The 22218-nt window shown below is 63.1% G+C and carries 20 protein-coding genes and 1 other RNA gene; 10 read left to right on the top strand and 11 right to left on the bottom strand.

Features of this window, described 5'->3' with window-relative positions; genetic code table 11:
- Positions 1-16: 16 nt before the first annotated feature.
- The 3 genes from IG627_RS15440 to IG627_RS15430 all read right to left on the bottom strand — a co-directional run bounded on the left by IG627_RS15440 (position 17) and on the right by IG627_RS15430 (position 1960).
- Positions 17-1069 carry an AraC family transcriptional regulator gene (locus IG627_RS15440; RefSeq protein ID WP_193193289.1) on the bottom strand — a complete coding sequence of 351 codons (1053 nt, stop codon included), beginning with the start codon at positions 1067-1069 and terminating at the stop codon, positions 17-19.
- A gap of 102 nt (positions 1070-1171) precedes the next feature.
- Positions 1172-1447, bottom strand: coding sequence for a PepSY domain-containing protein (locus tag IG627_RS15435; protein WP_193193288.1), 276 nt, complete (start codon positions 1445-1447; stop codon positions 1172-1174).
- A 33-nt stretch (positions 1448-1480) separates the two neighbouring features.
- The gene (locus tag IG627_RS15430; protein WP_193193287.1) at positions 1481-1960 is read right to left on the bottom strand and encodes a hypothetical protein; all 480 of its coding nucleotides are present in this window, start codon (positions 1958-1960) and stop codon (positions 1481-1483) included.
- Positions 1961-2110: 150 nt separating this feature from the next.
- On the opposite strand from IG627_RS15430, the gene IG627_RS15425 reads away from it, so the two are divergent.
- The gene (locus IG627_RS15425; protein WP_193193286.1) at positions 2111-3142 is read left to right on the top strand and encodes a Fe(3+) ABC transporter substrate-binding protein; all 1032 of its coding nucleotides are present in this window, start codon (positions 2111-2113) and stop codon (positions 3140-3142) included.
- A 69-nt stretch (positions 3143-3211) separates the two neighbouring features.
- Positions 3212-4909, top strand: coding sequence for an ABC transporter permease (locus tag IG627_RS15420; protein ID WP_193193285.1), 1698 nt, complete (start codon positions 3212-3214; stop codon positions 4907-4909).
- A 145-nt stretch (positions 4910-5054) separates the two neighbouring features.
- Here IG627_RS15420 and IG627_RS15415 read toward each other — a convergent pair whose 3' ends face one another.
- The 4 genes from IG627_RS15415 to IG627_RS15400 all read right to left on the bottom strand — a co-directional run bounded on the left by IG627_RS15415 (position 5055) and on the right by IG627_RS15400 (position 10770).
- Complete coding sequence (locus IG627_RS15415) at positions 5055-6092, bottom strand: ABC transporter ATP-binding protein (protein ID WP_193193284.1); 1038 nt, start codon at positions 6090-6092, stop codon at positions 5055-5057.
- A gap of 122 nt (positions 6093-6214) precedes the next feature.
- Positions 6215-7483, bottom strand: a complete 1269-nt coding sequence (bioA, locus tag IG627_RS15410; protein ID WP_193193283.1) for an adenosylmethionine--8-amino-7-oxononanoate transaminase — start codon at positions 7481-7483, stop codon at positions 6215-6217.
- 108 nt (positions 7484-7591) lie between these two features.
- Entirely contained in the window at positions 7592-10057 is a 2466-nt protein-coding gene (locus tag IG627_RS15405; protein WP_193193282.1) for an ABC transporter permease, read from the bottom strand.
- Positions 10057-10770, bottom strand: a complete 714-nt coding sequence (locus IG627_RS15400) for an ABC transporter ATP-binding protein (RefSeq protein ID WP_193193281.1) — start codon at positions 10768-10770, stop codon at positions 10057-10059. Before IG627_RS15400 ends, IG627_RS15405 begins: the two co-directional genes overlap by 1 nt.
- A gap of 55 nt (positions 10771-10825) precedes the next feature.
- Between IG627_RS15400 and IG627_RS15395 the strand changes: the two genes are divergently transcribed.
- Both IG627_RS15395 and ttcA read left to right on the top strand, forming a co-directional pair.
- Positions 10826-11503, top strand: a complete 678-nt coding sequence (locus IG627_RS15395; RefSeq protein ID WP_193193280.1) for an arylesterase — start codon at positions 10826-10828, stop codon at positions 11501-11503.
- A 227-nt stretch (positions 11504-11730) separates the two neighbouring features.
- Positions 11731-12648: a tRNA 2-thiocytidine(32) synthetase TtcA gene (gene ttcA / locus IG627_RS15390; RefSeq protein ID WP_193193279.1), complete on the top strand. Its 918-nt coding sequence runs from the start codon at positions 11731-11733 to the stop codon at positions 12646-12648.
- Here the strand turns inward: ttcA and IG627_RS15385 are convergent.
- Entirely contained in the window at positions 12533-13129 is a 597-nt protein-coding gene (locus IG627_RS15385; protein ID WP_226865238.1) for a hypothetical protein, read from the bottom strand. The two genes, ttcA and IG627_RS15385, sit on opposite strands and share 116 nt — an antisense overlap.
- A 193-nt stretch (positions 13130-13322) precedes the next feature.
- Between IG627_RS15385 and putP the strand changes: the two genes are divergently transcribed.
- The 3 genes from putP (at position 13323) to IG627_RS15370 (ending at position 16016) form a co-directional block, all read left to right on the top strand.
- Entirely contained in the window at positions 13323-14789 is a 1467-nt protein-coding gene (gene putP / locus IG627_RS15380; protein WP_193193278.1) for a sodium/proline symporter PutP, read from the top strand.
- Positions 14790-14940: 151 nt separating this feature from the next.
- Positions 14941-15453, top strand: coding sequence for an O-acetyl-ADP-ribose deacetylase (locus IG627_RS15375; protein ID WP_193193277.1), 513 nt, complete (start codon positions 14941-14943; stop codon positions 15451-15453).
- A 98-nt stretch (positions 15454-15551) separates the two neighbouring features.
- The gene (locus tag IG627_RS15370) at positions 15552-16016 is read left to right on the top strand and encodes an Mpo1 family 2-hydroxy fatty acid dioxygenase (protein WP_193193276.1); all 465 of its coding nucleotides are present in this window, start codon (positions 15552-15554) and stop codon (positions 16014-16016) included.
- A gap of 123 nt (positions 16017-16139) precedes the next feature.
- On the opposite strand, the gene IG627_RS15365 is transcribed toward IG627_RS15370, so the two are convergent.
- Positions 16140-16625, bottom strand: a complete 486-nt coding sequence (locus IG627_RS15365; RefSeq protein WP_193193275.1) for an Lrp/AsnC ligand binding domain-containing protein — start codon at positions 16623-16625, stop codon at positions 16140-16142.
- A gap of 198 nt (positions 16626-16823) precedes the next feature.
- Here IG627_RS15365 and ald point away from each other — a divergent pair, with 198 nt between their 5' ends.
- A complete protein-coding gene (ald, locus tag IG627_RS15360) occupies positions 16824-17969 on the top strand; it encodes an alanine dehydrogenase (RefSeq protein ID WP_193193274.1) in 1146 nt (381 codons plus the stop codon).
- Between the two features lie 260 nt (positions 17970-18229).
- On the opposite strand, the gene IG627_RS15355 is transcribed toward ald, so the two are convergent.
- On the bottom strand, positions 18230-18946 hold the full coding sequence (locus IG627_RS15355; RefSeq protein ID WP_193193273.1) for a 16S rRNA (uracil(1498)-N(3))-methyltransferase: 717 nt from the start codon (positions 18944-18946) through the stop codon (positions 18230-18232).
- A 25-nt stretch (positions 18947-18971) separates the two neighbouring features.
- Positions 18972-19829, bottom strand: a complete 858-nt coding sequence (locus IG627_RS15350; protein ID WP_193193272.1) for a 6-carboxytetrahydropterin synthase — start codon at positions 19827-19829, stop codon at positions 18972-18974.
- Between the two features lie 124 nt (positions 19830-19953).
- On the opposite strand from IG627_RS15350, the gene ffs reads away from it, so the two are divergent.
- Together ffs and IG627_RS15340 are read left to right on the top strand one after the other, a co-directional pair.
- An RNA gene (gene ffs / locus IG627_RS15345) (signal recognition particle sRNA small type) lies at positions 19954-20051 on the top strand.
- Positions 20052-20261: 210 nt separating this feature from the next.
- Complete coding sequence (locus IG627_RS15340; RefSeq protein ID WP_193193271.1) at positions 20262-22148, top strand: M2 family metallopeptidase; 1887 nt, start codon at positions 20262-20264, stop codon at positions 22146-22148.
- Positions 22149-22218 lie beyond the last annotated feature (70 nt).

The following is a 22218-nucleotide window of genomic DNA, read 5'->3' as shown; positions in this document are numbered from 1 at the left end:
CGGACGTGAGGCTAACTCAATTGCCGTCGGGGGAGTTGACCGATGGCGCCGGTGATTTGACAGATGGCGCAAGAGGCGTGACCTGTTGGCGGCGCCAGGCGGCGGGGCTGGCACCCATGATGCGCTTGAAGCTGCGGGTCAGGGCACTGAGCTGGCTATAGCCCACCAGTTCGGCGATCTCCGTCAGGTTCAGGTCGCCGTCGAGCATATAGGTGCACACCTGTTCGATCCGCGCACGGTCGAGCAGTTGCTGGAAGCTGGTGCCCTGCTGGCTGAGTTTCGCCTGCAGGGTCCGGGGGGCCATGTCGATTTTTTCTGCCACCGTCTCCAGGGTGACACTGCCGCGGGGCAGCAGATTGGTGATGATCCACAGTAGCCGCTCGGGAAACTCCCGCAGCTGCCTTTTCTTCAGGTAGCTGTCGATCAGTCCACGCATCTCTGGGTTGGCGCCCACTACCGGTCTGTCCAGGTAGCGGCTTTCGAACACCAGGCCGTTGTAGTCACTGTCGAATACCAGCGGTGCGTGCAGTAGCGCGTCGTAGGGTGCGGTGGCGGCGGGTTGTGGGCCGCACAGGTAGACGGCGCGCAGTGGCAGCGGCTCGTCGAGCAGGAAGCTGATGATGTTGTAGGCACCGGCGAGGGTGTTGTCGTTGTGCTGGCGCGATTGCGCCGAGGGACCCTCGAGTCGATAGGTGGAACGCAGGTAGGCAAGCTCGCCTTCTTCCTCCAGCCACACGTCCAGCCCCTGCACCGCCAGGCCGATGGAGGCGACGAGCGTGTGCAGGGCATCGCGCAGGGTGGGGCTCTGCTGGACCAGCAGTCCCAGCGCGCCGAGCATGGAGATGTTCTGCTGCTGCGCCAGCTCCAGGCCGAATTGTTCACGGCCGCTGAGTGTCGCTCCCAGTTCCAGCAGCTCCACCTTGGTTTCCAGCGGAATCATGGTGTCCGGCCTGTCCAGGAAACTGGCCGGCAGGGACAGTCGTGCGAACAGCTGGTCGGTGTCGACGCCGTAACTGCGCAACAGCTTTTTGTATCCCGACAGCGCACTGGCGCGGACCATGGGCAGCATGCGATCAACTCAGTTTGAAGCCTGCGGCCATTGTACGCGACTGGGGGAAATGCGTGAAAAAGAGGGGGAGGCCGGCGGCGGGCACCGCCGACCTGAGATTGCCTAGTCAGTGTCCGGTTTGTCGGAGAGAATCTCGCCGGAATTGGGATCCACCTCCAGGTCGCGCTTCTCGTCGCCCTTGTAGGCTTCGACCTCCCAGCGGCCGTTGTCCAGGGAGACATCGGTGATCGGCGTATAGCCCTGCTGCTCCAGCTTTGTCAGCACCGTGGACAGGGCCATGGCGCCGGGCGGCGGCCTGTCGTCTGCGAGGGCCGGCAGCCCTGTGGCGGCTGCGACAGTGGCGATGACGGCCGGCAATAGTTTCTTGAACGACTGCATCGAAATCTCCTCGAATGTTCCGATGGAATTGAATTACTGGGCGGGACTGCCCAGGCGTTGCTGCACCATGCTGCACCACTCGGCACTGCCGCCATCCGGGCCGTGGGCGCCGTCACCACCGGTGAGCTTGTCCACAGCGAGGAACCACTCGGCGCTGCCCACTTCTGGCAGGCCGGCGGGGTAGAGCTCAGCCATGTCGCCATCGTGCCGGGCGAGCACCTGTTCGTGGACCCAGACGAACCACTCGGGGGTGCAGATGGGCGCTTCGCCCGTGTCGGTCTGCGGCGGCGTCGCCGATGACTCCGGCACGGCGGTACCGCTGTCGTCCGGGGGCGGGGTAACGGGTTCCTCCATTACCTCGGTGGCAGTCTCATCGGGTTGAGTGCTATCAACTCCCTCGGACTGAGGGCTCTGTGCATCCGGCGGGTCATGGGTGTCGCTCTGGCGGCCGCAGCCGCCAATGGCCAGCAGCAGGGAGAGTGTGAGCGTAAGCATGGGCAATAGACGGTACATGAATCCTCCGCAGGCAACCGTTTCGCAACTAAGCATAGGTGGAATCCGGCGACTCTGCCGGCGGTTGAATCGGGCGGGGCATGAGGTTGACTTTGCTGGTGCTACAAATGAGAATGTTTCTCAAATTAATTCAACGGTCATGGATTCCCGATGCTTATCCGATCTCTTTTCCACAGTGCCATCGCAATCACCGGCCTTCTTGCCGCGCTGGGTGCCTCTGCCGCAGAGCAGGTGAATATCTACTCCTACCGCCAGCCATTTCTGATCGAGCCGGTGCTAGATAAATTCACCCAGGAAACCGGTATTGAAACCAAGGTGGTCTACGCGAAGAGCGGCCTCAACGAGCGACTGCAGCGGGAGGGACGCAACAGCCCGGCGGACCTGGTGCTGACTTCCGATACCAGCAGCCTGATGGATCTGCTGGCCAAGGGCCTGACCCAGCCGGTGCAGAACGCGGTGCTGGAAAAGAACATTCCGGCCCAGTTCCGCGACGACAAAGGCAACTGGTTCGGCCTCACTACCCGCGCGCGGCTGATCTACGCCTCCAAGGACCGGGTCGAGCCCGGCGAGATCACGACTTACGAGGAACTGGCGGATCCCAAGTGGAAGGGGCGTATCTGCACCCGCAGCGGCAAGCATCCCTACAACCTGTCCCTGATTGCGTCCATGATCGCCCACCACGGTGAGGCGGAGACCAAGCAGTGGCTGCAGGGCGTGAAGGCTAACCTGGCGCGCAAGCCGCAGGGCAACGACCGCGCCCAGGTGAAGGCGATCAAGGAGGGCGTGTGCGATCTGTCCCTGGGCAACAGCTACTACTTCGGCAAGATGATCACCAACACCGAGCAGCCGGAGCAGGTGGAGTGGGCCAAGTCTGTGAACCTGGTGTTCCCCAACCAGCAGGATCGCGGCACCCATATGTTTGTCTCCGGCGCGGTACTGGCCGAGCACGCGCCCAACCGCGACAACGCCGTCAAGTTGCTGGAATACCTCAGTGGCCCCGAGGCCCAGTACCTCTACGCGGAGAAAAATTTCGAGTTCCCGGTGCGCCCGGGCACTGAGCGCTCCGAGCTGATCGAGGAGACTATGGGCGAGTTCAAGGAGGACGACCTGAGCCTGACCGAAATCGGCGCCCATGTACCCGCCGCCTCGCGCCTGGTGGACGAAGTGGGTTTCGATTTCTAGAATCGCGCAATCCGATGAATTGCTGCGGCGCGGCCCCCGTTGGAAGACGGGGGCCGCGTTTTTGATTTTATGATCTCTCCATCCTCACTTCCCCGGCCGAATGCGTCCGGCCTGCGCTGGATACTGCTGGTGGCGACCACAGCGCTGCTGGTGGCGCTGCCGGTGCTGTCGGTTTTCTGGCTGGCGCTCTTTCCCGAGGAAAATATCTGGCCGCACCTGCTGGACACGGTGCTGTTCCACTATATTTCCGCGACCCTGATTCTGGCGCTCGGCGTGGGCGTTTTTACGCTGCTGGCCGGTGTCGGCAGCGCCTGGCTGGTGACCATGTGCCGCTTTCCCGGGCGGCGTTTCTTCGAGTGGGCACTGCTGCTGCCCTTTGCGGTTCCGGCCTATGTGATCGCCTATGTGTACACGGACCTGCTGGAATACGCCGGTCCGGTGCAGAAGCTGCTGCGCGATTGGTTCGGCTGGCAGACGGCGCGTGACTATTGGTTCCCGGAAATCCGCAGCATGGGCGGTGCCATCGCCATGCTGTCGCTGGTGCTCTATCCGTATATCTATATGCTCGCGCGCGCAGCCTTTCTCGAGCAGTGCGGTAGCATCCGCGCCGCCAGTCGCGCCCTCGGCTGCACGCCCTGGCAGAGTTTCCTGCGGGTTTCCCTGCCGATGGCGCGCCCGGCGATTGCGGTGGGGCTGTCGCTGGTGCTGATGGAGACTCTGAACGATTTCGGCACCGTGGATTTCTTTGCGGTGCGCACCCTGAGTGTCGGTATCTACGATACCTGGCTCTCCCGCGGCAACCTGGGCGGCGCCGCCCAGATCGCCTGCAGCACACTGCTTTTTGTGGTACTGCTGATCGCGCTGGAGCGCAGAGCGCGCGCGCGGCAGAGACACTTTGTGCAGTCGCCGTCGCAGAGCCGGGACAATTACCGGCTGCGCGGTTGGCGTGCGCTTGCGGCCGCGATTTTCTGCGGCCTGTTGCTGCTGGCCGGTTTCGGTGTTCCGCTGCTGGTGTTGGGTGACTATGCGCTGGGGAATTTTGCCAGCTACTGGAGTGACGATTTCCTTGCCATAGCGCGCAACAGTCTGCTGCTTTCCGCAGCCGCCGCGCTGGCAACCGCGCTGCTGGGGCTGTTGCTGGCCTACGGCAAGCGTCTCAATCCGTCTCGCCCGATCAAGACCCTGGTGGGCTTTGCCAGATTGGGTTATGCGATGCCGGGGGCGGTGATGGCGATCGGCGTGCTGATACCGCTGGCGGCCTTCGACAATGCGCTGGACGCACTGCTGCGCGAGCACTTCGATATTTCCATCGGCCTGCTGCTGTCCGGCAGTGTCTTTGCGATAGTCTTCGCCTATACGGTGCGCTTCCTCGCCGTTTCCGCCGGCGCTATCGAGACCAGCCTGGATAAAGTCACGCCATCGATGGACCGCGCAGCCCGCTCCCTGGGGCGCAACAGTTGGCAGACGCTCTGGGCCGTGCATTTCCCATTGGTACGCACGGGCCTGCTGAGTGGCGCCCTGGTAGTGTTTGTGGATTGTATGAAGGAGCTGCCGGCCACGCTGCTGCTGCGGCCCTTCGGTTTCGATACGCTGGCGACCCATGTCTACCAGTTTGCGTCCGACGAGATGCTGGAGCGCTCGGCGCTGGGGGCGTTGATGATCGTGTTGGTAGGATTGCTGCCGGTGATTCTGCTGAGCCGCTCCATGGGGCGCCGCCGGGGTGAGGAAAAGATGGAGTTGGTGGAGTCGGAGACGCCGGCGCTGTAGCTACTCTGGTTAAAGTCAAACCGTCGTTGGCATCGTCATACCGGCGCAGGCCGGTATCCAGTCTTATGGCACCTGGATTCCGATACCGGATCAAGCCCGGCACAGGCTCTGTGCCGGAATGACGAAAGAACCTCGTAGGGACACGTTAGGCGTTGAAAACCAGCGGCCTGGAAATGCGCAAAGGTATGGTGCTGCCGGTCGCAAACTGGAACTCTGCATCCAACGCCGCCTCGATAATGCGACCGGAGGGCAGGCGGAACTTGTACAGCACACTGCTGCCGAGAAAACTCCGCTCCAGCACCCGGGCCGCTACCGCATCGGCGCTCTCTCCGGGCAGCAGGTCCTCACTGCGCACAAAAACCTGCAGCTGCTTGCCCGGCGCTTCGATCGCACAGGCCAACTGCACCCGCCCCAGCTCCGTTTCAATCAAATCCGGCGCGAGCAGTTTTCCCGGCAGCAGGTTGCCCTCGCCGACGATACGCGCCACTGCGGCATTGGCCGGATGGCGGTAGATATTCTCCGGCGTGTCCCACTGCTGCAGATGACCGCCACTCAGCACACCCAGTTTATCCCCGGCCACGAAGGCCTCGCTGCGGTCGTGGGTGACTATGATCGCGGCGGTGCCTTCCTCGCGCAGTATATGGCGCACCTCGGCGGCCAGGCTGCGCCGCAGTTCCGTATCCAGGTTGGAAAACGGCTCGTCCATCAGCAGCAGTCGCGGCCGCGGCGCCAGGGCCCGCGCCAGGGCCACGCGCTGCTGCTGGCCGCCGGACAGCTGGTGTGGAAACCGGTCGGCGAAGTCCTGCAGCTGCACCAGTTGCAGCAGCTCGCGCACCCGGGCCTCGCGATCGACACGCGCTAGCGACTTGAGGCCGAAGGCGATGTTCTGCTGCAGGCTCAGGTGCGGGAAGAGAGCATAGTCCTGGAAGACCACACCTACACGTCGCTGCTCCGGTGGCGTAGTGGATCGAGGACTGGAAATGTTGCCGCCGCCCAGGGAAATACCGCCGCGGTAAACAGGCTGGAAACCGGCGATGGCGTGCAGCAGGGTGGTCTTGCCACAGCCGCTGGGACCGAGCAGGCAGGCGATCTCGCCCTCGTCCAGGGCGAAGGAGATGGATTCGAGAATGACCTTGTCGCCGTAGCGGCATTCGAGGTCGGCGACTTTTAACAGCGGTTGCACGGTGAACCTTATTGAAGATTTACTTGTAGGAGCGGCCCATGGCCGCGATCAGGCTTGGGGCAATCCGAGAAATCGATCGCGGCCAACGGCGGATGGCCGCCCCGCCACTCCTACAAGTGTCGTTAGAGATCGCCGAGCACCTCGACCATGGCACCGGTGAGTTGGCCCAGGTCTTCCTCGGAAATCACATAGGGCGGCATGGCGTAGACCAGCTTGCCGAAGGGGCGCAGCCAGACGCCGCGGGCTATCAACGCTTCCTGCACCTGCATCATATTCACCGGCTCGCGCATCTCGACCACGCCTATGGCGCCGAGCGCGCGCACGTCGGCGACCGCGCTGGATTGCCGCAGCGGCGCCAGTTCTCTTTGCAGCTGGCCTTCGATAGCAGAGACCCGCTGCTGCCAGGGGCCGGCGAGCAGCAGGTCGATACTGGCGTTGGCCGCGGCGCAGGCCAGTGGATTGCCCATAAAAGTCGGGCCGTGCATAAAGACACCGGCCTCGCCGCGGCAAATACCCTCGGCGACTTTATCGGTACACAGGGTCGCGGCCAGGGTCATGGTGCCGCCGGTCAGCGCCTTGCCGAGTGTCAGGATATCCGGACTGATACCGGCGTGTTCGCAGGCGAACAGTTTGCCGCTGCGGCCGAAACCGGTGGCTATCTCGTCGGCGATCAGCAGCAGCTGGTGCTCGTCGCACAGTGCGCGCACCCGCTGCAGGTATTGCGGCGAATAGAAACGCATACCACCGGCGCCCTGCACGATCGGCTCCAGTATCACCGCGGCCAGCTGCGCGTGATTTTTTTCGATCAGCTGTTGCAGCTCGGCGATATCCTCATCACTGCAGGGCTCATCGTATTTCGGTTGCGGTGCCGGGGCGAATAAGTGTTGGGTCAGCTGGCTGGCGAACAGGTGGTGCATGCCGGTGACCGGATCGCAGGTGGCCATGGCGCCGAAGGTGTCGCCGTGGTAGCCGTTGCGCAGCGCCAGCAGCCTGTTTTTCTGCGGGCGTCCCCGGGATTGCCAGTACTGCAGCGCCATCTTGATCGCGACTTCCACCGACACGGAGCCCGAGTCGGCCAGGAAGACCCGCTGCAGCGGCTCGGGCGTAATCTCCACCAGTTTCCTGCACAGGTCTATGGCCGGCCCGTGGGTGAGGCCGCCGAACATCACATGGGACATCTTCTCCATCTGCGCCTGCATGGCGGCGTTCAGTTCCGGCACATTGTAGCCGTGCAGTGCACTCCACCAGGAGGACATGCCATCGACCAGGCCGCGGCCGTCCTCCAGGTAAATGCGCACGCCGTCCGCGCGTTCTATCGGGTAGACCGGCGGCGGGTCTATCAGGGAGGAGTAGGGGTGCCAGATATGCTTGCGGTCGAAATCCAGATCCATAAATTCGCCAGTTAAAAATCTCTCTGCCGTCATTCCGGCGCAGACCGGAATCCAGAGGACGGTGGTTTCTGGATTCCCGCCTGCGCGGGAATGACGATTCAATACGCTTTACGCCAGTTCCCGCAGCACTTTCAACGGCGGCTGGCTGACCGAGCTGCGGCAGGCCAGGGTGCCGGCGCTGCCGACCAGCAGCGCGCCGACAATCGGGCCCAGCAGCCACAGCAGCGGGTGGAACATGAATGGCAGCTCGAACACCCGCTGCGACAGCACCGCCAGGGTCGCCTCGGCGCCGGCGGCGGCGAGCAGGCCGGCGGCGATGCCCAGCAGGCCGAATTCCAGCAGCAGGCTCTGCAGCAGCAGCCGGCGGCGGCCGCCAAGTGTGCGGATTATCGCCGCCTCCTGCAAACGCTCGGCGATGCTGGCGCGCACGCCGGCCACCAGCACCAGCACGCCCGCCACCAGCATCAACGCCATCACCGATTCGATCGCCAGGGATACCTGGTCGATGGTGTCGCGGATGCGCTGGATGATCTTATCCAGCTCGATGACGCTGACGCTGGGGAAGTTGCGCACCAGATCGTTGACCAGCAGCTTCTGCTGCGGCGGCAGGTAGAAGCTGGTGATATAGGTCGCGGGGAAGTCCTCCAGGGTACCGGGCGCGAACAGCATATAGAAATTTGGCCTCATGCTGTTCCAGTCCAGGGAGCGGAAGCTGGCCACCGGGGCCTCGACTTCCAGGCCGCCGATGGAGAAGCGCAGCACATCGCCGAGGGCCAGCTTCAGGCGCGCGGCCAGCTCCACCTCCACCGACACCCCCTCATCGGTTTTATCCCACCAGTCGCCCTCGAGGATGCGGTTGTCCGGGGCCAGGTTTTCGGTCCAGCTCAGATTGAGTTCGCGGCGCAGGGCGCCGACGCGTTCGCCGCCCGCACTTTTTTCGTACTCCTTTGCCGGGACGCCGTTGATGGCGACCAGACGCCCGCGCACCATCGGGTAGATTTCGGTGCTGGCGACTCCCTTGTCGAACAGCATCTGGTCCAGGCCGTCCACCTCGTGGGGGGCGATATTCATCAGGAAGTGATTGGGCGCCTTGTCCGGCAGCTGCATGCGCCACTCGTCGATCAGTGCGGTGCGCGCGAACACCAGCGCCAGCATCGCCAGCAGGCCGGTGCCGAAGGCGGCGATCAGCAAGGTGTTGAAGGCGGCGCGGCGCTGCAGGCTGCCGAGAGCAATGCGCCAGGCTCCGCCGATGGACGCGAGCCTGCCGCGCACCAGCAGCCGGTTGACCAGGGCGGCGCCGCCCACCAGCAGCGCCATACCGGCGAAGAGCGCCGCAGTGATCGCCAGGCTGCCGGACAGCCACCAGATCAGCAGCAGCATGCTGGTCGGTCCCAGCACCAGGCCCAGCCATTCGCGCCTGTCGGGATTGCTCCAGTCGCGCCTCAGTGTCTGCATGGGATCCGTGCGCGCCAGGCGGAACAGCGGCGCCACGGCGAAGCCCAGGGCGCAGTCGAAGCCGGTGGCGAGTCCGACGATCAGCGGCGACCAGTGGCTGGGCGGCGGCTGCGCCGGGAAGAAGTCGGCCATCAGGTTCACGGCCTGGGACTGGATCAGGCTGCCGAGCAGCAGGCCGGCCGCGGTCGCGATCAGCGTCAGGGCCGCCAGCTGCCCCAGGTAGATGGCCAGCACCTTGTCGCGCCCGGCACCCAGGCTCTTCATCACCGCCACATAGGCGGTGTGGCGCAGGCTGTAGCGGCGCGCGGCCAGGCCGACGGCGACGCTGGCGAGCAGTACCGCCAGGCTGCCGGCGAGGAAGAGGAAACTCTCGGCGCGCTCCAGGGCGCGGGCCACCCGCGGCTGGCCCTCCTTGAGGTCTATGACTCTCTGGTGTTCGGTCAGTTGCGGTTTCAGCCACTCGAAGTAGCGGTCCAGCGCCTCGTCGTCGCCGGCGAAGAGGTAGCGGTAGCGCACACGGCTGCCGGGCTGGATAACCCCCGAGGCCGGCAGGTCATCCAGGTGCACCAGCACCCGCGCACCCATATCGAAAAAGCTGGTGCCGCGGTCCGGTTCGCGCTCCAGCAGGCCGCTGATGCGCAGGCTGGTGTCGCCCAGTTGCAGGGATTCGCCCAATTGCAGTTGCAACAGCGGCAGCAGCCTGGGTTCGACCCAGGTCTCACCCGGGGCCGGGCCCTGTTTTACCCGGTGGCTGGGGCCCTCCTCGGTATCGCGCATTTCCAGTTCGCCGAGCAGCGGATAGCCTGCGCCGACGGCCTTGACGGCGGCGAACTGGAACTGGTCGCCGGCGGCGACCATGGAGGCGAACTGCACCGCCTCGGCCTGTAGCAGGCCGCGGTCGCGCGCCTCCTGCAGCCAGGCCGGATCCACCGGCCGGCTGCTGCGCAGCACCCGCTCGGCGGCGAGGAAGGTCAGCGACTGCTGTTCCATGGCGCGGGCCAGGCGGTCGGTGAAATGGGCTATGGCGGTCACGCAGGTCACCGCCAGCACCAGGGCGGTGGCGATCAGGGCCAGCTCGCCGCCGCGCCAGTCCCGGAACAGGAGCTTGAGCGGCAGCATCAGGCGGATACCTCGGCGAGCGCGCTGCCGGAATCGCCGGCCTCTATCGAGCCGGCGGCCATGCGCAAGTGGGCCCCACAGCGCTCGGCCAGGCGCTGTTCGTGGGTGACCAGCACCAGGGTGGTGTTGGATTCGGCATTGAGTTTGAACAGCAGGTCTATAACCTTGTCGCCGTTGCCGGCGTCGAGGCTGCCGGTGGGTTCATCGGCGAAGAGGATACCGTCGTCGCCGGCGAAGCTGGCGAATGCCCGCGCTATGGCGACCCGCTGCTGCTCGCCGCCGGACAGCTGGCGCGGGTAGTGGTGCAGCCGGTGCCCGAGACCGACGCGGGCGAGAAACTCCTCGGCGCGTCTGGCGGCGCCGCGCTCGCCGCGCAGTTCGCTTGGCAGCATGACATTTTCCTGCGCGGTGAGGCCGGGCAGCAGCTGGAAGGTCTGGAAGACGAAGCCGACGCAGCGGGCGCGCAGGGCCGCGCGCTGCTCCTCGTCCAGGGCGGTGATCTCCTCGCCGGCGAGCCAGATGCGGCCGTCGCTGGGTTTGTCGAGGCCCGCCAGGAGACCGAGCAGGGTGGATTTGCCGGAACCGGAGGCACCGGTGATGGCCAGGCTCTCGCCGCGGGCGAGTTGCAGGGAAATATTATTTAATAGGGTCAGCGGACCCTCGCTGGTGGCGACCCGGTGGTGCAGGTTTTCGGCCCTGAGCATGGCGGACATTCTGTATTCCTTCTGCTACTGCGCTGTGTTTTTGATAGGAAGTGGAGAGTATGACATGACGACAGTTTTTTTCCGGCAGCTGTATCTGCGCTTCGGCTTGTGTCTGCTGCTGCTTGTCCCATTGGCAGTGGCCCCGCCGGGGCAGGCACAGGCCGCCGAGAAGCTGCTGGTATTGGGGGACAGTATCAGCGCCGCCTACGGTATCGACGAGGCCCAGGGCTGGGTGCAGTTGCTGCGCGACCGGCTGGAGCGGGGAGGCGAGTCGATCGAGGTGGTCAATGCCAGTATCAGCGGGGAGACTTCGTCCGGCGGCCTGGCGCGGCTGCCGCGCCTGCTGAAAGAACACCAGCCGCGCTGGCTGATCGTGGAGCTGGGCGGCAACGACGGCCTGCGGGGTTATTCGCCGATGGCGCTGCAGCGCAATCTGCAGCAGATGGTGAAACTGGCGGAGAAGGCGGGGGCCGAGGTGTTGCTGCTGGGCATGCGCATGCCGCCGAACTACGGTCGCGCCTATACCGAGGCCTTTGCGGCCGTCTACCCGAAGGTGGCCGAGGCGGAGCAGGTGCCGCTGGTGCCCTTTTTCCTCGAGCCGGTAGCGCTGCTCGACGGCGCCATGCAGACGGACGGTATCCACCCGACCGCCGTGGCCCAGCCGGCGTTGCTCGACCATGTCTGGCCCTGTGTGCAGGAATTGCTGGAGCAGGGTGTGGACGAACAGTCGTGTACTCCGTGATCAGAATGCGTACAATCGCGGCGCCAAACCGCATCAAGGCACGGACCTGATTCGTAGGGCCGATCACAAGGTTCACCCCTGCAGATTGCTGTCGTCACTCCGGCGAAGGCCGGAATCCAGGTGCCACTGAACTGGATACCGGCCTTCGCCGGTATGACGAGCCAATGAACGCTTGTTTTGCAATAGGGTATCTAAAGGTCAATTTGACTCATATGCAGAGAAACACCATGTCCGAACTGGAAAACCGCCGCGAGCGGCTGGAATTCAACAAGCTGCAGAAGCGCCTGCGCCGCAATGTGGGCCGCGCCATCGCCGACTTCAATATGATCGAAGAGGGCGACAAGATCATGGTGTGCCTGTCCGGCGGCAAGGATTCCTATGCGATGCTGGATATCCTGCTGAATCTGCAGAAGACGGCCCCGGTACACTTCGAGCTGGTGGCGGTGAATATGGACCAGAAGCAGCCGGGCTTCCCGGAGCATGTGCTGCCGGAATACCTGCGGTCACTGGGGGTTCCCTACCATATCGTCGAGAAGGACACCTATTCGGTGGTGAAGGAGGTGGTGCCTGAGGGCAAGACCACCTGCGGTCTCTGTTCGCGCCTGCGCCGCGGCACCCTGTATGGTTTTGCCGAGGAAATCGGCGCGACCAAGGTGGCGCTGGGGCACCACAAGGACGATATCGTCGAGACGCTGTTCCTGAACATGTTTTACGGCGGGCGCCTGAAGGCGATGCCGCCGAAGCTGCGCGCGGACGACGGGCGTAATATCGTGATTCGCCCGCTGGCCTACTGTCGCGAGGAGGATATCGAACGCTTCGCCGAGTATCGGGAGTTCCCGATCATTCCGTGCAACCTGTGCGGCAGCCAGGAGAACCTGCAGCGGCAGGCGATCAAGCAGATGGTGCGGGAATGGGACAGGAAGTTCCCCGGGCGCAGCGAGAATATCTTCGCTTCACTGACCCGGGTGTCGCCGTCACAGCTGGCGGACCGCGATCTGTACGATTTCGAAAGTCTGGAGCTGGATCGCTCTAAACCGTCGTCTGCCCCGCGTGCCGAGCATTCAGTTCAGCGCGAGGTACAGACTTGGGTGCCGGAGGACTCTGCGGATGAGCCGCCGCAGTATATCGAGGCGCTGAATCTGTAGGGTCGGCACTGCTGACCAGGCGCGCATAGCTGCACTCGAAATCCCGCGCCGAGGCAGAGGGACCGTGGTGGAAGTGCTGGTGCCAGAGTCGCGCCATGGTCGAGACGTCGCATTCCCGCACCTTGTGTACGCCTGCATCGCGATAGATCAGCCAGGCGATGGCGGTGGCGTAGCGCAGGTTGGTGGTCAGTTCGCTGTGGGGGTGATCGAGAAAATCCCGCTGGCTGGCCAGGCCGCGTACCTTGGAGGCCAGGGCGGGGTGGTCGATCAGGAATTCATCCCAGATCTCCCGGTGTGTGTGCGGCTGTATCTGGTAGATGCCCAGCCCGTGGCGCCGTCCCTGCTTGAGATGGAAGCCGAGCTGTGACTCCTGGGCGGCGGTGCCCAGCAGCAGGTTTTCCATTCCCGGCGACCAGGCTCTCAGATGTTTGAGGGTCGGACGAATGACCAGTAGCCGCAACTCGTCCAGACAGATACCCATAGTGTTGTCAGTTTTTCCATGTGTTTCCCAATATGTAGTTTGCGGATTGAGTCGGCGCCACCTAATTAGTAGATTTACGCGCAATAAACACAATATTTGGCTACGGCGCCTATTTTGAAGGCCGAGCTTGCACTAAAAATAAGCAATTTGCGGGACCGGCAATGCTGCCTCCCATCGAGAACAGGGATTTCCTATGTCTGAACAGTGGCTTGTCGCTCTGACTTTTGTTGCCTACCTGGCGCTGATCCTGGTGATTGGTATTTACGCCTACCAGCGCACCAGGGACGCCAGCGACTATTTCCTCGGTGGGCGTTCACTGCCGCCGGCGGTGGCGGCGCTCAGCGCCGGGGCCTCGGATATGAGCGGCTGGCTGCTAATGGGGTTGCCCGGTGCTGCCTATGTCTCCGGCCTGTCGTCGGGCTGGATTGCGATAGGTCTCTTCTCCGGCATTGTTCTAAGCTGGGCCACCATGGCGCGGCGTCTGCGCATCTACACCTACGAGCTGGAAGACTCCCTCACGGTGCCCGCCTATCTGCACCGGCGGTTCAATCTGGGTCACCCCTACCTGCGCACCATCTGCGCGATTTTTATTCTGCTGTTTTTCCTCTTTTACGTGGCGTCCGGGCTGATCGCCGGTGGCAAGCTGTTCGAAACGGTATTCGGCTGGAATTATCAGTGGGCGGTGATCATCGGCGCTGTGGCGGTGATCTCCTACACCCTGTTCGGCGGCTTTCTGGCGGTGTCCTGGACCGATGTGTTCCAGGGGCTGCTGATGAGCCTGGCGCTGGTCATAGTGCCCTGGGTGGTGATCCAGGATGTGGGCGGCTTCAGCGGCAGCTGGGCCAGGCTGCAGGAGCAGGTGCCGGAACTGATGCACTGGCTGCAGGACAACAAGGGTGAGGCGCTCGGCTGGGCGGCGATTCTCAGTTCCCTGGCGTGGGGCCTGGGGTACTTCGGCCAGCCGCATATCCTGGCGCGTTTCATGGCCGTGCGCAGCCCTGACGATGTGCCGGCTGCGGCAACGGTGGCTGCCGTCTGGTCGCTGTTCGGCTTTATCGGCGCCCTGTCGGTGGGGCTCTTCGGCCACCTGGAATTGCAACAGACGCTGCCGGACGGGGAGCGTATCTTTATGGAGCTGGTCAGTGCGCTCTTCCACCCGCTGGTGGCCGGTGTACTGCTGGCGGCTATCCTGTCCGCGATCATGAGTACCGCGGACTCCCAGTTGCTGGTCAGCTCTGCAGCGCTGGCGGAGGATATCTACCACGTGTGGTTCGGCAGGGAGACAAGCCCGGAGGCGATGGTTAAGGTGGGCCGCTGGGCGGTGGTGGTGCTGTCACTGATCGCGGTCTGGGTGGCGATGGATCCGAATTCGAAGGTGCTGGATGTGGTGGCCTACGCCTGGGCCGGGCTGGGTGCGGCCTTCGGGCCGGCAATACTGATCAGCCTTTTCTGGTCGCGCATGACCGGCGCCGGGGCCATCGCCGGCGTGCTGGTCGGCGGCCTGACTGTGGTGATCTGGAAACAGCTGTCCGGGGGTATCTTCGATGTTTACGAGTTGCTGCCCGGCTTTATTCTCTCCGCAGCTGCTATCGTGATAGTTAGCGCAGTGACGAAGTGTCCCGTAGCCGTGGTGAAACGCCACAGTGAACTGCTGGATTGATTGGCAGGTCTCCAGCTGCGGTTTGGAGTGGGCGGTAGGTATCGCCTGAAGCTGCGCGCTGGACGCGCCCGCATGGCGGGTGCGACTGTTGTGAATAGAGAAAAGGATGTCCATCCGCAGCGATTATTCAAATAGCGGTTGGAGATACTGAGTGATCGAAGTCCATCTCGGTGATATCACTCGATTACAAGTCGATGTAATCGTCAATGCCGCCAATACACACCTTCTCGGTGGCGGCGGGGTAGATGGGGCCATTCACCGCGCGGCGGGGCCCCGCCTGCTGGAGGCCTGTCGCGAGTTAGGCGGCTGCCCTGTCGGCGAGGTCCGCGCCACCCCGGCCTTTTCCATTCCCGTCAAACGCATCTACCACGCCGTCGGTCCCGTGTGGCGCGGCGGTAACCTGGGCGAACCGGAGCTGCTGGCCAGCTGCTACCGGCACTGCCTGGCACTGGCGCGGCGTGAGCATATGAGTTCCATCGCCTTTCCTGCGATCAGTTGTGGTGTCTACGACTATCCGCCGGAGCAGGCGGTGGAGATAGCGGTGGAAGAAGTGCAGCAGCACCTGGACAGGGACTGCGAACCATTGCGCATCGTCTTCTGCTGCTTCGACGAGGCCATGGCGGAGCTGTACCGCCAGCAGCTGGATGCCTATGTTCGACGGTGACCAGCCATTCATACTTGTGAATGGATGTTGATTGTTGGTCACAAATCGCTGATTATCCAGTGCTCAGAAACTATAAAAAAAGTGAAGAGGAGAGAGCGATGCGCAGCGCCGAGCAGTGGTTTGCCGAGTACGGCGAGAGCCACCAGAACGCCACCAACAAGGCCATTCACTGGGTGGCCGTGCCGGTGATCTACGCCACCGTCGTCGGACTGCTGTGGGATATTCCCCAGCCGTCATTCATGGCCGCCATCCCGTGGCTGAACTGGGCGGTGGTGGCCCTGGTGCCGACATTGCTGTTCTACCTGGCCATGTCCTTCCCGGTGGCACTGGGCATGGCGGCCATCAGTGTCGTGTGCCTGTGGGGCTGGTCTGTGGTCGAGCGGCTGGGTTACCCGGTGTGGCAGACGGCGCTGGCGCTGTTCGTGGTGATGTGGATTCTGCAGTTCGTCGGCCACCATATCGAAGGGAAGAAGCCGTCGTTTTTCAAGGACCTGCAGTTCCTGCTGATCGGCCCGGCCTGGGTGATCGGGTTTATCTATCGCCAGCTCGGCATCAAGTACTAATCCAGCGCCCGATCACTTTTGTAGGAGCGGCCGGTGGCCGCGATCGTTGCCCGGGGCTACCTGAAAGCGCGATCGCGGCCACCGGCCGCTCCTACAGACAGTCTTGGCATCGCGTTTTAATCCTCACCTGTTGTAGTGCACCGGTACCTCCAGCGTTTCCTTCACCTGTTCCATTACCACATAACTGGTGCACTCCTGCACTTCCGGCAGGGTCAGTAGCGTCTCGCCGTAGAACCTGCGGTAGGCGTTCATATCCGCCACCCGCGCCTTGATCAGGTAATCGAAGTTGCCCGATACCAGGTAGCACTCCTGCACCTCGGGCAGTGCCGCCACGGCGTTGCGGAACTCCTCGAAGGCGTCCTGGGCCGAGCGGTTCAGGCGAATCTGCACGAAGACCACCAGCGCGGCGTCGAGGAATTCCGGGTTGATCAGCGCCGTATAGCCCTGGATAACCCCGTCTCCCTCCAGGCGTTTGACCCGCTCTACACAGGGAGTCGCCGTCAGGCCCACCTGACGCGCCAGCTCCGCGTAGCTGGTGCGACCGTTTTTCTGCAGTACCCGCAGTATGTTGCGATCGATGGTGCTGAGTTCGCTGGCGCGTTTGCGCATACCCCTGTCTCCGAAGTGGTCGTTTTGCTGAAAAAGTAGGCGTAGTCGCGCCTGGATTAGTGGAATCCACTGGTTGCTATGAAAATCTAGCATAAATCCACTTTATGCGCGGCCCTATACTGGGTGAAATCACAGAGAAAAGGCGCGCGACCGTCACCGAGCGGGCGGCGTGTCAGCCGAATGACGAGGAGCAGAAAAATGTTGATTGGTGTCCCGAAAGAGATCAAGAACCACGAGTACCGCATCGGCCTGACGCCGGCCAGTGTTCGCGAGTTGATCGGACACGGCCACGAAGTGGTCGTACAGAAAGACGGCGGTGCCGCCATCGGCTTTACCGATGAGATGTACGTCGAAGCCGGCGCCAAGATCATCGACTCTCCGGAAGAGATCTTCGCCACCGCCGACATGATCGTCAAGGTAAAGGAGCCGCAGCCCAACGAGTGCGAAATGCTGCGCCCGGGCCAGCTGCTTTACACCTACCTGCACCTGGCCCCGGACCCGAAGCAGACCGAACTGCTGGTGAAATCCGGTGCAACCTGTATTGCCTACGAAACCGTGACCGACCGCTTCGGCGGTCTGCCGCTGCTGGCACCCATGTCTGAAGTGGCCGGCCGTATGTCTGTACAGTGCGGCGCCCACCACCTGGAGAAAGCCCAGGGCGGTCTCGGCGTACTGCTGGGCGGTGTGCCCGGTGTTGCCCCGGCCAAGGTGCTGGTTATCGGCGGCGGTGTGGTTGGTACCAATGCGGCCAAAATGGCCCTGGGTATGGGGGCCGACGTGACCATCCTGGATCGCTCCCTGCCGCGCCTGCGTCAGCTGGACGACATCTTCGGCGGCGCCGTGCGCACCGAGTACTCCACCAACGACGCCATCGAGAAGCACGCCCTGGAAGCCGACCTGGTCATCGGTGCGGTACTGATCCCGGGTGCCGCAGCGCCGAAACTGCTGACCCGCGATATGATCAGCCGCATGAAGAAGGGCGCGGTGGTTGTGGACGTGGCCATCGACCAGGGCGGCTGCTTTGAAACTTCCAAGGCAACCACTCACCAGGAACCGACTTACGTTGTCGATGGCGTGGTGCACTACTGTGTGGCCAATATGCCCGGCGGTGTTGCACGCACCTCCACCATGGCACTGAACAACGCCACCCTGCCGTTCGCGGTGGCCCTGGCCAACAAGGGCGCCAAGCAGGCGCTGCTGGACGACGCCAACCTGCTGGAAGGCCTGAACGTCCATGCAGGTATGGTGACCTACCAGGCGGTGGCCGATGTACTGGGTTACGAGTTCGTAGATCCGAAACTGGCGCTGCAGAAATCCGCGATCGCGGAAGGCGCTGCAGCCTGATAGCGGGCGGCCGCGAGGCCGCCACGTGAGAAAGCATTCAGTAACGCGCTTGTCTACTTGAGCAGTCTTTCTCCCCAGGGGCGCACCCCGCGCCCCACTCTGTGAGACCCGGTGGCGGGAGCCACCATTTTATGGCCGCGTTTTTACGCGGCTTTTTTATTTGAATGCTGGATTTCCCGTTTGCAAACGATGCACACGGCGCACCCTGCGGGCGGGGCTCTGATAGGTAGGGTGCGCCGTGCACACCAATTGCCGGTCTGTCAGCGCCCCGGGAAAAGCCGTCCTAATAGCACTGGCAGAGCCGTTTCCACACGCAAAATCCGCGGTCCCAGGTGCACCGCATCGAAGCCGATTTCCTGCAGTTTCTCCACTTCATAGGGAATAAAACCGCCCTCGGGCCCGACCGCCAGCGTTGTGCGCCCGGCGATGTCCACAGGGCAGGGTGACTCCGTAACCGGGTGCGCAACCAGCTTCAGCGAGTCGGCGGAGATCGCCGGCAGCTCGTCTTCCACAAACGGCTTGAAGCGCTTGCGCAGCTCAATCTGTGGCATCTGCGTGTCTACAGACTGCTCCAGCCCCAGCAGGCACTGCTCGCGCAGCTTGTCGTCTTCCAGCCAGGGGGTTTGCCAGTAGGATTTTTCTACCCGGTAGGCGTTGATCAGGTAGAGTCTTTTTACCCCCAGTGCGGTCACATGCTGAATCACCCGCTTGAGCATTTTGGGTCGCGGCAGGGCGAGTATCAGGGTCAGGGGCAGGGCGGGTGGCGGTGGATCCTGTAGTTCGATTTGAAGTTCGACGGTGTCGCTGTCCAGGAAAATAACCCGGCCCGTGCCGATTTTTCCGTTGAGCAGGCCTACACGCAGCTGGTCGCCGGGGCTGGCCCTGTGTACCTGAAGGATATGCTGCTGTCTGCGCCCGCGCAGGCGCGCGCGCCCCGGCTCGAAAAAATCTTTTTCTTCAAGAGTGATCAGGTTCAAGTTGCTGGCTCGTCGCGATTGGGGATCAGGCCGTGGCGGAAGCGATTGCGCCCTTGCCCAGGCCCTCGTAAGCGCGCACCTGCACCTGGGTGCCCGGCAGCTCTGCGGCAATAGTGTCGGCAATACTCTTTGCTATGTAGAGGGCCAGCTGTTCGACGGTGGTGTCGCAGTCGACGAGCTCGCAGCGCGCGGCGGGAATGTCCAGGGTAAATTCCCCCTGCTGCGCCGAGTAGGCGAAGCGCAGTGTTTTTTCGTCGCTCTCCGCCAACAGGTCCTCGCGGGTGCCCAGGTAGATATCCTGCCAGCGCCGGGCCCATTTACTCTCCCATTCCGGGCTGCGCTCACCGTCCAGGTGAATCCGGATGCGGGAGCGGTGTCCGTGTGCGATGCGCTGGCAGTTGCCATCGTGCTTTTTCAGGCCGTGGCTGTAGTGATAGAAGGGAGCGGCGATTTCCTCGCAGGTAAAGCTGAGGCTCAGCTGCTCGACGCTGGTGGGGAAGGCGGAGGCCAGTCGCAGCACGCTCCAGGCGGCGACGCTGTCCGCACTGATTGCTTCGGCTTCCACCAGCGCAAATGCCTGCTCGGGGCCGGATACCGATATCGCTTCACCGCTTTCCAATTGCCAGGTCAGGGTTAGCTGCTCGCCGGCCCGCTCCATCTCGAGATGCGGCGATCGGGTGGGAACCAGCAGGCGGTGGTCCAGTTGGTCGTCGAGCCAGTGGCGGAGTGTCTTCTTCACCACGCCGAAATCGCACACCATGCCCTGGCTGTCCAGGGCGCCGTCGAGGCAGGCGTTCGCGAGCCAGGTCTCGCCCACCAGGCCGCGCTGGTGGTCCAGGTAGCTGAAGTCTACGTTGGTGAGATTGTCGACGAACAGGTGCATGATGACTTTTTACCGCAGGGGGAATGGATCGCGGCCATTATACCCGTATCAGGGGTGGAACTCGCGCCTTTGACTCTCTATAATCGCGCCCTCTTCGCAACGACGAAGATCTTTGTGGCGGCCCTTCCGGTCCCCTCGCAATGAACAGCTGTGAACCCCGCCAGGCCCGGAAGGGAGCAACGGTAGCAGTGGTATCATGTGCCGAGGGTGTTGCTGGTTGGGCTGCCTCCATTCCCTTACCCCTCTCCCGATCGATTTTCTCCGCTCAATTTCCACCCAGGCTCCCTGAAATATTTCGCCAGAAAAGCCTCTGTTGAGGGAATTTTGTGCCGATATGGCCGTGGCCTTCCTGTCTCCGTCCCAGCGAATGCGGCGCTTATGCTATAAACGGCGACATCTATAACCATGTCCAATAACGATTAGAGGGAGCCGATGAAGAAGATAGCCCTAGCCATTGCCGCAGCAGTGGCGCTCGCCGGATGCGACAACAGGCAGGCCCAGCAGGAGCCAGTCCAGGAGGCGGCGACCACCGCGGCCGCCGAGGTCAGCAGCGCGGCCGAAAATGGCCCGCTGACCGCCGAGGACGCCAAGGCCTTCCTTCAGGATGCCCAGTCGCGCCTGGAGAAAATGGCGGAGGAAATGAGCCATGCGAGCTGGCTGGCCTCCACCTATATCAATATGGATTCCCAGTATGTCGAGGCGCTCGCTTCAGAGCGCTACACGGCCATGGCGGTGGAACTGGCGGGCGAGGCGGCCAAGTTCAATGACCTGCAGCTGGATCCGGACACCCGCCGCCAGCTGACCATGCTCAAGCAGGGGCTGGTGTTCCCCGCGCCCAAGGATCCGGAACTGACCGCCGAACTGGCACAGATAGGCTCCAAGATGCAGGGCATGTACGGCGCCGGCAAATACTGTATGGACAAGGACGGCGAGGAGAAGTGCTACACCCTGACCGAGATGGGCCAGATCATGGCCAACAACCGCGATCCGGAGCTGCTCAAGGAGCTGTGGGTCGGCTGGCGCAAGGTCTCCCCGCCGATGAAACCCCTGTACGAGCGCCAGGTGGAAATCGGCAACGCCGGCGCCCAGGAGCTGGGCTACGACAACCTGAGCACCTTCTGGCGTTCCAAGTACGATATGGAGCCGGATGCCTTCGCCGCGGATATGGACGCGCAGTGGAACAAGGTGAAGCCGTTGTACGAAGCGCTGCACTGCCATGTGCGCGCCAAGCTGAACGAGCACTACGGCGATGACGTGGTGCCGGCGCAGGGCAAGATCCCGGCACACCTGCTCGGCAACATGTGGGCCCAGGAGTGGGGCAATGTGTACGAACTGGTCAAGGACGACGACATGGAGGCGCCCTACGACCTGACCGAGCTGGTGGTCGAGTCCGGCATGAGCGAACAGGACATGGTCAAGGTGGGCGAGAAGTTCTTCACCTCGCTCGGCTTCAAGCCGCTGCCGGAGACATTCTGGGAGCGCTCCCAGTTCACCCAGCCCCGTGACCGCGATGTGGTCTGCCACGCGAGCGCCTGGAATATGGACGGCCAGGACGATATCCGCATCAAGATGTGCATCAACAAGACCGGTGAGGACTTCGTCACCATTCACCACGAGCTGGGCCACAATTTCTACCAGCGCATCTACAAGGAGCAGCCGTTCCTGTACAAAGAGGGTGCCAACGACGGCTTCCACGAGGCGGTGGGGGATACCATCGCGCTGTCCATTACCCCGAAATACCTGAAGGAAATCGGCCTGATGGACGAGGTGCCGGACGAGAGCAAGGATATCGGCTACCTGATGCAGCAGGCGCTGGACAAGATTGCCTTTCTGCCCTTCGGCCTGATGGTGGACAAGTGGCGCTGGCAGGTGTTCAACGGCGAGGTGCAGCCGGGGGACTACAACAAGGCCTGGTGGAGGCTGCGCGAGGATTACCAGGGTATCCAGGCTCCTGTTGAGCGCACCGAAGCCAACTTCGATCCGGGTGCCAAGTACCATATCCCGGGCAACACCCCCTACGCGCGCTACTTCCTGGCCCGCATCCAGCAGTTCCAGTTCCACCGCGCCCTGTGCGAGGCCGCCGGTGAGACGGGTCCGCTGCACCGCTGCTCCATCTATAAGAACGGCGAGGCCGGCGAGAAGCTGCGCGCCATGTTGGCAATGGGCGCGAGCAAGCCCTGGCCGGACGCGATGGAAGCCCTGACCGGCCAGCGCGATCTGGATGCCTCGGCAATCATCGATTACTTCCAGCCGCTGATGGCGTACCTGGAAGAGCAAAACAAAGACCGGCAGTGCGGCTGGGCCGAGCCGGGCGTTTAGCGAGCGAAGCTCGCTGCCCGGCTCGGCGACCGGGCCGGGGAGGGCGGGCCGGGGGGGGGTCGGACACTTC

This window comes from Microbulbifer taiwanensis, assembly GCF_014904815.1.
Classification (GTDB): domain Bacteria; phylum Pseudomonadota; class Gammaproteobacteria; order Pseudomonadales; family Cellvibrionaceae; genus Microbulbifer; species Microbulbifer taiwanensis.
Note: the sequence above shows the minus strand (reverse complement) of the source record. Positions and strands in the feature narration are given on the sequence as shown.